This is a genomic window from Priestia megaterium NBRC 15308 = ATCC 14581, assembly GCF_000832985.1.
GTDB classification, from domain to species: domain Bacteria; phylum Bacillota; class Bacilli; order Bacillales; family Bacillaceae_H; genus Priestia; species Priestia megaterium.
Window position 1 is genome coordinate 4,193,939 of record NZ_CP009920.1, and the last position, 11,536, is coordinate 4,205,474.

General features: G+C 36.6%; 9 protein-coding genes. 7 read left to right on the plus strand and 2 right to left on the minus strand.

From position 1 onward, the window contains the following. Window positions 1–178 precede the first annotated feature (178 nt). Entirely contained in the window at window positions 179–832 is a 654-nt protein-coding gene (locus BG04_RS21505) for a GntR family transcriptional regulator (RefSeq protein WP_016763868.1), read from the minus strand. Window positions 833–1,195: 363 nt separating this feature from the next. Here BG04_RS21505 and BG04_RS21510 point away from each other — a divergent pair, with 363 nt between their 5' ends. From BG04_RS21510 to BG04_RS21540, 7 genes are all read left to right on the plus strand, one after another. After that, entirely contained in the window at window positions 1,196–2,608 is a 1,413-nt protein-coding gene (locus tag BG04_RS21510; protein ID WP_034652669.1) for an amino acid permease, read from the plus strand. Window positions 2,609–2,904: 296 nt separating this feature from the next. Next, entirely contained in the window at window positions 2,905–3,906 is a 1,002-nt protein-coding gene (locus tag BG04_RS21515) for an acyltransferase family protein (protein ID WP_034652667.1), read from the plus strand. A 25-nt stretch (window positions 3,907–3,931) separates the two neighbouring features. Then, a complete protein-coding gene (locus tag BG04_RS21520) occupies window positions 3,932–4,807 on the plus strand; it encodes a peptidylprolyl isomerase (RefSeq protein WP_034652665.1) in 876 nt (291 codons plus the stop codon). Between the two features lie 364 nt (window positions 4,808–5,171). Then, on the plus strand, window positions 5,172–5,846 hold the full coding sequence (locus tag BG04_RS21525) for a response regulator transcription factor (protein WP_013056756.1): 675 nt from the start codon (window positions 5,172–5,174) through the stop codon (window positions 5,844–5,846). After that, window positions 5,836–7,263, plus strand: a complete 1,428-nt coding sequence (locus BG04_RS21530) for a sensor histidine kinase (protein ID WP_025752077.1) — start codon at window positions 5,836–5,838, stop codon at window positions 7,261–7,263. Before BG04_RS21525 ends, BG04_RS21530 begins: the two co-directional genes overlap by 11 nt. Window positions 7,264–7,643: 380 nt before the next feature. Further along, window positions 7,644–9,008, plus strand: a complete 1,365-nt coding sequence (locus BG04_RS21535; RefSeq protein ID WP_034652662.1) for an allantoinase — start codon at window positions 7,644–7,646, stop codon at window positions 9,006–9,008. A 528-nt stretch (window positions 9,009–9,536) separates the two neighbouring features. Beyond that, window positions 9,537–11,027, plus strand: coding sequence for a peptide MFS transporter (locus tag BG04_RS21540; RefSeq protein WP_016763874.1), 1,491 nt, complete (start codon window positions 9,537–9,539; stop codon window positions 11,025–11,027). Window positions 11,028–11,054: 27 nt separating this feature from the next. Here the strand turns inward: BG04_RS21540 and BG04_RS21545 are convergent, their stop codons facing one another. Beyond that, entirely contained in the window at window positions 11,055–11,459 is a 405-nt protein-coding gene (locus BG04_RS21545; protein WP_013056760.1) for a hypothetical protein, read from the minus strand. Window positions 11,460–11,536: the final 77 nt, after the last annotated feature.

Sequence of the window (11,536 nt, forward strand, 5' to 3'; positions counted from 1 at the left end):
AAGAGGCTGGGACAAAAGTATTTTAGTTAAAGAAAAATCCGAACAATGAATTGAGATTCTTAATGAAGAATCAACTTCGTTCGGATTTTTTTTATTGGTATGATAAACGTAGGTTTCATATATTTCGTTGCTTCTAGCTGTTGATTGAATTGATTTAGTTATGTCTCGAGCTCTTTGATCAAATCATTTCTGGATATTCGATGTTCCAGTGGACATTTTGAAGGTAAAGCTGAACATCCGCCTTTTTTTTCTGCTTCAGAAGTTTCAGAATATGGCGGTGATGTTCATTCATCACATGTAAAATGGCGTATAGCTCTTTATTGTCATTGCTAAAGTACGTTTGTCTGATGAATCCGTCTTGTAAAGATATAAGCTGTTTTTTTAAGGTCACATTACCGCATCGGTTCAAATAGACTCGATGAAAATACGTTTGATATTTTTGATAATCCTGATAATTTTCTAATTCAATCGAAACATCGATTTTTTTAATAAGCTCATCCATCTTCGTAAAATCTTCTTCCGTTAAGTGATCAATCGACAGCGCAGCTGCAAGACCATCTAAAGCACCGACGATTTCAAATACTTCTAGTTTTTTTGGTGTGTCAATTTCCTTTACAGTAAACCCTCTGCGCGGTCTGTATTCTAATAGATTGTCTGAAGCCAGTTTAATAAGCGCTTCTCTCACAGGCGTTCGGCTGACATTCAGCTGAGAACAAATACTGGCTTCATTTATTTTGTCGTTAGGCAGCAGTGTACCGTCTTGAATTTGACTTGCTATGTAGTTATATACATGATCTTTTAATGAATGATAAATCATAGGCCCCTTGTTCATTGTTTCCCCCCTAAAATAAATATCGCATCAGCCGTTCTTTCTCTTCATGTCATGGTGATGAAAAAGTATAAAAATAGCGTGAAAGAACGTACAGGTGTAAAAATAATCATATCATATCACTTCAATTAATCTTAGTTAGGATATAAAAAATAGAATTATTGAAATATTTTTTACTATTCATTGTTGTAAAAAATCTGAAAAATGATATAATCGTAAAAAGATTTAAGAAGTGTATATTGTATACAATATACAAAATTCGTACATATCGAATAAATAGAGCCTACTCCTGCAGAGAAGAGACTGTAGAGAATATGTAAATAAACCAAGTTTTTTGATGGGTTTACTATAAAAAGGAGGTACATAATGGGAGAGAATACAACATCTATGAATCAGTTACAAAGAAAAATGAAAAGCCGTCATTTATTTATGATTTCCCTTGGTGGTGTGATCGGTACGGGGTTGTTTCTTAATTCAGGCTACACAATTAGTGCAGCAGGTCCTGGGGGAACACTCCTTGCTTATTTAATCGGTGGATTAATTATGTATTTAGTCATGATATGTCTAGGGGAACTAAGCGTAGCAATGCCTGTGTCAGGATCATTTCAAGTATACGCTACAAAGTTTATCGGGCCGGGAACTGGTTTTGCGGTTGGCTGGCTCTACTGGCTGACTTGGGTGGTATCTGTCGGTTCGGAGTTTACAGCGTCTGGATTGCTTATGCAAAGATGGTTTCCTGACGTTTCGGTTTGGATATGGAGCGCGCTGTTTGCCCTTTTATTATTTGGTTTAAATGCAACATCTGTACGTTTTTTCGGCGAAACAGAATTTTGGTTTTCAAGTATTAAAGTATTAACGATTATTGTATTTATTATTTTGGGCGCAGCAGCGATGTTTGGATTCATTCCTCTTAGCGGTCATGAAAAAGCGCCGATGCTTTCTCATTTTACAGGGGAGGGCGGTTTATTTCCAAATGGACTTATGCCTGTATTAATTACGATGGTTTCCGTTAGCTTTGCTTTTTCGGGAACAGAATTAATTGGTATTACAGCAGGAGAAACAGAGGATCCGGAAAAGAATATACCTCGCGCAATTAAAAATATCATTTGGCGTACGTTCTTCTTTTTTATTGGCGCCATGTTTGTACTATCTGGATTGATTTCATGGAAACAAGCAGGAGTGTTAGAAAGTCCTTTTGTAACGGTATTCGATCAAATAGGTATTCCTTACGCAGCAGATATCATGAACTTGGTTATTTTAACAGCTTTATTATCAAACGCTAATGCAGGATTATACGCATGTTCGAGAATGCTATGGTCATTATCTGATCAAAAAATGGTCAGCACTTGGTTAGGGAAAGTAACGTCTAAAGGAGTTCCATTTAATTCGTTACTTATCAGCATGGGAGTGGCATGTCTGTCCTTGCTGTCAAGCGTAGTTGCACCAACAACTGTTTACTTAGTATTAGTTTCTATTTCTGGATTTGCGGTTGTAGCTGTATGGATGGCTATTGCGGCTTCTCACTTTATGTTCAGAAGACGCTATATTAAAGAAGGAAATGATGTATCGAAGCTTGTTTACAAAGCTCCTTTATATCCTATTGTACCTATTTTAGCGTTTGTTTTATGCTTTGCTGCTTGTGTAGGACTGGCTTTTGATAAGAGTCAGCGTATCGCATTATACTGCGGTATCCCATTTGTCCTTTTTTGTTACTTGTTTTATTATTTGAAAAATAAAAAAGGAAACAGAAAAAACGAAAGTCAGCCTATAGCAAAATAAAAAGCAGAAGACCTAGGTCTTCTGCTTTTTTTGCATACAAAAACACCCTATCCATCCGTACTGGTTAAGTGTCCCGCAACAAGCGAAATTGAATTGGATAGGGTGCGTATCTATATAGTAGAGAAAGAGGCGCCATTTGTCAAACTTATTTAGCGGAGCCTTATTTAAAAATAGAAATAAGCAAGGTTTTCACTGTTTTTTCATTTTCACTATGTATAGTAAGGAATGTAAAGAAAAGATATTCGCAGCAGCACGTCGTACAGATCCGTAGAACGCGAAAGAAAGGAGGAGGTCAAATGGCTAAGCGGGATGCGTATTTTGATAATGTAAAATTTATCTTAATTGTATTAGTAGTGTTTGGCCATTTGTTAACTCCCTTCATTGATAATGAACAGTGGCTACGAACGCTCTACATATTTATTTACACCTTTCATATGCCAGCGTTTATTTTAATAAGCGGCTATTTTGCAAAGGGATACCGAAAAAAAGGATATATGTGGAAGATGGCGAAGAAAGTATTACTTCCTTATATTATTTTTCAACTTATCTATGCGGTATACGACTATAAACTGTATGATGAATCCACATTTGAAGTTTCAGTGTTTCAGCCAGCTTGGTCGCTATGGTTTTTATTGAGTTTATTTTGTTGGAACGCCATGTTGTTCATTTTTACAAAAATCAAATATCCTTTAGCCGTTGCGGCAGTTTTAGGAATTATGATTGGCTTATGTGAACCGCTGGAAACAACGTTAAGCCTTTCTAGAACCTTTGTGTTCTTTCCCTTCTTCTTAGCAGGATTTTATATGAAAAAAGAACATTTTAAAAAGTTGACGTCTGTTTCTTGCAAAAAAGTAGCTGGAGGCACTTTGCTGATTATTGCTCTATGGATCCAGTATATAGCACCGGATTTTGAGAAAGAGTGGTTATTTGGTTCAAAATCTTATGCCTCTTTAGGTGTAAATCAATTAGAGGGAATGACCATTCGTATGCTATTTTATAGCATCAGCTTAGCAATGACGATTTCCTTTCTAGCTTTGATCCCTACACAAACGATGTCCTTTACATCTCGAGGTGCTCAAACCTTTTATGTATATGTGCTACATGGGTTTCTGATTAAATATATCCGCCTATCTTCTTTTGGAGACTGGATAGAAAGTATACAAGGATACAGTATTCTTCTAATTGGAGCTTGTGGAGTGGCGTGGTTGTTGTCGAGTAAATACGTATCTACTATTGCAAGACCTTTAATTGAGCTTAAACCGTTACCAAGGCGCAAAAGTTTAAGTTTAGGTAAGTAATGAGAAATGGAAAAGGAGTTTAACGATGTCTAAAAACAAAATAATTATGATTATTGCAGCCGTTGTGATTATTGCTGCAGTAGCTATTGGTGCCGTAGCAATGAATAAATCAAAGGTGGTTGCTACCGTTGGTGATGAAAAAATCACAAAAGATCAGCTGTACGATGCTCTTCTTGCTCAAGGAGGATCAAGTGTCCTTGATTCACTGATTGAACAAAAAGTTATTTCAAAAGAAGCAGCTAAACAAAATATTAAAGTAACCGATAAAGAAATTAATGCTGAATTAGAAAACCTTAAAAGTCAGTACGGGGGAGAAGATGCATTAAATCAAGCATTAGCATCTAGCGGTGTAAAATTGTCAGAGCTGAAAAAAGATTTAAAGACGAATATTGAGGCAAAAAAAATGGTCGAGTCGACTATTAATATTAAAGATAGTGAAATGAAATCGTATTTTGATCAAAATAAAGATTCACTAGCTACAGAAGCACAGGTGAAAGCTAGTCATATCTTAGTAGCAGATGAAAAAACAGCGAAAGAAGTAAAGGCAAAGCTTGATAAAGGAGAAGATTTTGCGAAGTTAGCAAAAGAATACTCAACAGATACAGCTTCTAAATCAAATGGCGGAGACCTTGGATATTTCAAAAAAGGTGATATGGTCGAAGCTTTTGCCAACAAAGCATTTTCAATGAAGGTAAATGAAGTAAGTGATCCAGTTAAAACAGAATACGGTTATCACATTATTAAAGTAACAGGCAAAAAAGAAGCGCCAAAAGCAACATATGAAAATAGTAAAGCAAAAATCAAGCAAACGCTGCTTGATCAAAAATACCAAACAGAGTATCCAACATGGTTACAAAAGCTAAAGAAAAAATATGATATTACAAACAAACTTGATTCATAAATAATACCTTAACGAAATGAGGGGATGGATATGAAACAAACAGCGTCTTATAGTAAGTTAGAAAAAATCGTCGAACAATTGAAGCACAGAGGTGTACGAGCTGAGATATGTCGGCGTGTTGTAAAGGTCACAGAAACTGTTAATGGATCAAATCCTTCATATTCAAATCAAATCGTTAGGCATTCATAAAGAGTACAAAAGGCGCGAACTGCTGGACAGCGGTTTGCGCCCGTGCTGAGTATAGCTAAGGGAATTTAAAGTGAAAAGAGATCAGTAGAGGCAGCTTGTTTCTGCTGATTCTTTTTGTATAATAAAGTAAACAAAAGGATGCAGCGAAATGTATCGAAGGAAGGAGTTACGCGGAATGAATGTACTGCTAGCAGAAGATGATTTGCAGCTAGGTGAATTAGTTAGTTATATGCTAAAGAAAAAAGGAGGCTATAACGTCGAATGGGTGACGGAAGGGAATGATGCATATGATTATGCATCTGAAGCGCATTATGATGTGTTAATTCTTGACTGGATGATGCCCAATGGCGACGGAATTGATGTATGTAAACGTCTAAGAAAAGAAGGATACGCCGGAGCTATTCTTATGTTAACAGCAAAAGATGCGGTTCAAGATCGTATACAAGGCTTAGATGCAGGAGCGGATGATTACGTTATTAAGCCATTTGAAATTGACGAGCTGCTTGCAAGGCTTCGTGCTTTGTCTCGTCGTAATTATGCACCGATTTTAGAAGAAGAAGTAGAGATTGCCAGCATGATATTAAAAAGAGCAAGTCAAACCGTACAGTTTGACGAGGAGTTTATTCAATTAAGTCCTCGTGAATTTCAACTCCTAGATTTTTTAGTGAAAAACAAAGGACAGGTTCTTTCTCGAGATATTATTTTAGACCGGGTATGGGGATATGAATCAGATGTTTCCATTAAAACGATTGATGCGACGGTTAAACTTTTGCGAAAAAAACTAGAGAAATTTAACAAACAGGATCTTATTCAAAGCATTCGCGGAGTAGGCTACAAAATTGAAAGCTAAACTCCTTACAAGAGCTAAACAGAAAGTAAAACAAAAAGTAAAGCAAGATTTATTCAGCCAGACGCAAAATCGTTTAACATTCCGATATAGCGCATTACTAATGCTGTTTTTGCTATTATTCGTGTTTATTGTTTATGCATTGGTATATGTGGTTGTATCCAACAGTCAGCAGCAAAACTTAAATAGCATGCTAAAGCAAGAGTCCCGAATTGTCCAAAGCATCTTAATTAAACAAGCGATAAACAGCTCGAATCAACAGTCAAAAGAAGAGTACAAAAACATTGTCGTAGCCGGTGAAGATCAGTTTTTTTATTATGTAATCAGTCCTGAAGGGGACCTTATTATGGGAAACGAAGCGAGCGAGCGGCTTCGCTCTAACTTATTAAATTTAATTGATGGCTGGATCCCTATTGAGAATGAAGTGCGGAAAGAACGAATAAAAGCCCCACGCCCTAGTTTCGAACATATTGAAGGAGTAAAAGGGCAAAACGGGGAAGGCAAAATAGATATTGATTTGATGATGGCGGGTGAACCTATTTTTTATAAAGGTCAATTTTTAGGGATGCTTTATATTGGAAAAGACGTTTCATTTCTTTATCAGCTGTTAAAGTGGCTCCTTATTATTATGTTAAGCCTTACCGTACTGTTTGTAGGAGTAGCCATTTATATCAGCCGCTTAATGTCAAAACGGGCTATGGTTCCAATTGAAACAGCTTTTCAAAAGCAAAAAGAGTTTGTGGCGGATGCATCCCATGAGTTAAGAACGCCGCTTAGCGTTATGCTTTCTTCTATCAACGCTTTAGAAATGCAGGAGGAAGTAACAGAAGATCCTTTTTCTAAAAAATTAATCAATAATATGAAAGCTGAAGTAAAGCGGATGACGAGTCTCGTCAGTGATTTGCTTACGCTTGCACGCTCAGACTCTAATAAAGTAGAAAAAGCAATGATGCCCTTTGATATTACAGATGCGGTGCAAAAGGTAATGGAATCCGTTGAAACCCTAGCGATTTCTAAACATATTGATTTGCAGCTGGATACACCGGAAAAATTAGTGGTAACTGGAGATCAAGAGCGTCTAACTCAGCTGATTTACATTTTGTTAGATAATGCGATTAAATATACGACTCCTCATGGAAATGTCAACATTCAAGTAGTTCAGCATGGAAGTGAATGTATATTAAAAGTACGTGATACGGGCGTTGGGATCCATCCAGATGAAAAGGATCGAATCTTTGACCGCTTTTATCGTGCTGACAAATCGCGATCTCGTCAAATGGGAGGTCATGGGCTAGGCTTAGCAATCGCTAAATGGATCGTAGAAACACATAAAGGGAAAATTGACGTAGAAAGTGAACAAGAAAAAGGAAGTACATTTACAGTAAGGTTGCCAATGTCACAAAAAGTGAAAAAGAGTTAAAAGAGGCTGTGACAAAATTAGCTGAAGGAAGATCCGAACGAGTTTGATTCCTGATGAGGAATCAAACTTGTTTGGTTTTTTTATGTTTAGGGTGAACGTAGATTTCATGTATATAGTTGCTTCTAGCTGGTGATTTGGTTATGTCTCAATCTCTTTTTAGTTAGTGAAAGTGACCAAATGAAAAAGAAAAGTTTAGACAAAATGGCGAATGTAAAAATCAGATAATTCAGTTATATTTACTAGCGTAGTATCTAGTCTATATGTCAGGTTTCTTTACAAGGAGAAAGACTTTTTGAAGGAAACAGTGCATGATAGAACAATAGCAGACTGCTTCGTTTAATAAGAAGATGGAGTAGTTAAATAAAGGGGAGTTTGATAACATGTACGATTTAATTATTCGGGATGGTTCGGTCGTATTAGAAGACGACATAGTAAAGGCGGATATAGGGATTAAAAAAGGAAAGATTGTAGAAATAGCGCAAGGTGTTAGCATACCAGCAAAAAAATACGTAAATGCTAAAGGCAAATATGTTCTGCCTGGAATGATTGATATTCACGTGCATTTTGATGAACCGAGCCGAGACCATTGGGAAGGGTTTGATTACGGTTCAGCATCTATGGCCGCAGGAGGCTGCACTACATATTTTGATATGCCTTTAAACGGCGTTCCTCCTACCGTAACAGAAGCAGCGCTGTGTGAAAAGAAAAAGCTGGCTGATCAAAAGTCAGTAGTAGATTATGGTCTATGGGGAGGGTTGGTTCCTGGTAATAAAGAAGAATTAGCCAAAATGGCTCATTCGGGTGTAATAGGTTTTAAAGCATTTATGTCAGAAGCCGGTTCTGAATTTGATTTCTCAGATGACCTCACATTATACGAAGGAATGAAAAAGATTGCAAAACTAAATAAAGTGCTTGCCCTGCATGCTGAAAGAAATGACTTAATACAAAAGCTTGAACAGGCTAAACAGAAGCAAAAGCAAACTGCTATTAAAGATTATTTAGAAACGCGACCGGTTGTAGCAGAAGTAAACGCAGTAAAGCAAGCGCTTGAGTACGGTGAAGAAACGGGATGTCCGCTTCATTTCGTACACATTAGCAGCTATGAAGCAGTGCAGCTTATTACGGAAGCAAAGAAGAATGGAAGGAACGTTACGCTGGAAACTTGTCCGCATTATTTACTTTTTACAGAGGAAGACTTTGAAGAAATTGGGGTAACGGCTAAGTGTGCACCTCCTCTTCGCAGCAGGAGTCAAAAAGAAAAATTATGGGCTTGTATTCAATCAGAGGAAATAGATATGATTTCTTCGGATCATTCTCCTTGTCCAATTGAGTTGAAAACAGCTCATCAGAATGATTTATTTAAAGTTTGGGGTGGAATATCAGGCGGTCAGTACTCTTTGCAAGCAATGATTAGTGAGGGAGCCATCACTAGAGGGATTTCTCTTTCTCACATTTCAAAGCTTGTATCAACGAATCCAGCTAAACGATTCGGTTTATACCCTAAAAAAGGAAGCATCCTGCTGGGATCCGATGCGGATTTGGTTATCGTTGATCTGGATCAAACTGAAAAAGTGACAAAAGAAGGAATGGTTTTCAAACATAAGCACAGTATATATGAAGGAACGGTATTTAATAGCGTTATTTTAACTACCATTAATAGAGGAACGATTGTATACAATAAAGAAGAAGGTGTGTTTCCTCTTCACAAAGGACAAATGGTAAACGGTGAATACGTAAAATTGTAGGTACGGTGAAAAAAGAGATAAAAAATAAACCTTTTATCTCTTTTTTTACATAAAAAAATGAGGATGACTTATATTAAAGGTAATACATAGGGGGAAAATAAGTATCTACTATAACAAAACAGATATTTTTAAAGAGGATTTTATTATTCTAAAAAAGTATATTTTCGATTGAGGGAAGCATAATGAAAAAATAATAAAGTTTCTTTTTTAATATAGAGAAAAAATTTCCAAAAAGAAAAATATTATCTGGTTGTATGAAAAGTAGATAATCAGATGCTTTGTAATCAAGGGTTTTGTATAAAAAAAATTTCAAAAAGATATTTCAAGAAAAGAAATCTTGATTTAAAGCTTTTTATAGGTACAATTTTATAATGAAAAACCGTATTTTATGCACTCATTGTAAAATTCTGATATTGACAGAATCATTTTATAAGAATAAAATTTTCTTGTTTCTATTTTTTTATATCATCATAATTTTTTGACAGTTTTGTCTATGGTGGTTTACGGTTGAAAGAGAGGTTAAGGAATATGTCGGTAGAGAGAGAAAAAGTGTATGAAACAGTTCCTCAAAAAGGATTCTTCGGACATCCTAAAGGGTTATTTACCTTGTTCTTTACAGAATTCTGGGAGCGTTTTTCATACTATGGAATGCGTGCGCTACTTGTATTGTACATGTACGATACAATTGCAAACGGTGGATTAGGAATGGAACAAGGAACCGCTTTAGCGATCTTTTCTATTTATGGTTCCCTTGTTTATATGTCTGGAATTATTGGTGGTTGGATTGCAGACCGCATTTTAGGTACGTCTAATACGGTGTTTTACGGTGGTATATTTATTATGTTGGGACATTTAGTCCTTGCGTTGCCAGCAGGTGTAACCGCGCTGTTTATTTCAATGTTCTTAATTATCATCGGAACAGGTTTATTAAAACCAAACGTTTCAAGCGTTGTGGGCGATATGTATAGCCCTACTGATAACCGTCGAGATGCTGGATTTAGTATCTTCTATATGGGTGTAAATGCTGGAGCATTTATCGCGCCGCTAGTTGTTTCAACAGTAGGTGAAAAGTATAACTACCACTTAGGTTTTGGAATCGCGGCAGTAGGAATGCTTTTAGGTCTAATCGTATTTATGGCTACACGAGGCAAAAACCTAGGTCGTGCAGGCAGACAAGTTCCAAACCCTTTAAAACCAGAAGAACGCAAAAAAGTTTTTGGTACCATTGCACTTGCTGTAGTTGTACTGGCAATCTTTATTGTACTGACTTCTTTAGCGGGCATTTTAACTGTTGAAGGCGTTATTTTATTTGTAAGTATTTTAGCGATTGTTATTCCTATTATTTACTTTGTTGTTATGTATAAGAGCCCCAAAACAACAGCTGATGAGCGTTCACGCGTATTAGCGTACATTCCTCTTTTTATCTCTGGAGTAATGTTCTGGGCGATTCAAGAGCAGGGATCAACAATTTTAGCAACATATGCAAAAGATCATACGCAGCTAACGTATGGTGGTTTTAAAATTCCAGTTGGCTGGTTCCAATCGTTAAATCCGCTATTCATTATTATATTTGCGCCAGTTTTTGCAGCGGTTTGGGTAAAATTAGGAAATAGACAGCCTTCTACACCAAAGAAGTTTTCGTTAGGACTTTTATTTGCAGGGCTTTCTTTCCTTGTCATGGTTATCCCAGCTAGCATTCATGGAAATGAAACGTTAGCGAGCCCCCTATGGCTAGTGCTAAGCTTCTTCTTAGTTGTAGTTGGAGAGCTTTGTTTATCACCAGTAGGGCTATCAACTACAACAAAACTAGCACCTGCAGCGTTTTCTGCTCAGACGATGAGTTTATGGTTCCTAACAAGCGCAGCGGCGCAGGCAATCAATGCTCAGCTTGTTCAATACTATGAAAACATTTCGCAAGTTGTTTATTTTGCTGCATTGGGCGGAGTGTCGGTCATTTTAGGTGTAATTGTGCTAATGATTTCGCCAAAAATTCAGCGTTTAATGAAAGGTGTTCAATAAGAAAAACCGTCCTTAAGGACGGTTTTTTTATGATTTATTTGAAAAAATATTCATGAAGGAGGCGTAGGTCTGATCGTCCTCACCCTCATAGAACGCAAGATTTAAAAGTCTGTTAAGTTCGTTTGTTGATTTTTCAGTTTCTGCAATAATTTGATGCATATGAGCAATTTTAGACATAGATCCGTTGCCATGAGCATTTTTGATTTGATTTAATGTTAAATGAAGCGATAAGACCTCTCGGCGAAGAGCTTGTCTTAATTCAGACGAAGCAGGGATAAAAAAGCGTTTATAAAAATAACTCGCTTCTTCAAACACCAATTCTCCATTTTCTAGCTCTTTAGCCGCAATTTCTTTAATCTCTTGATCGTCTAATCGACTGGCCGCTTCTTCGATAAGAAATCCAAAAATAATAGCCGTATCTGGTTTTAACATACAGTAACCTCCATTATTATAAAAAAGAACTATGTAGTTAATATGTATAGATAGAAAGGAAAAAATATTCATAGTAA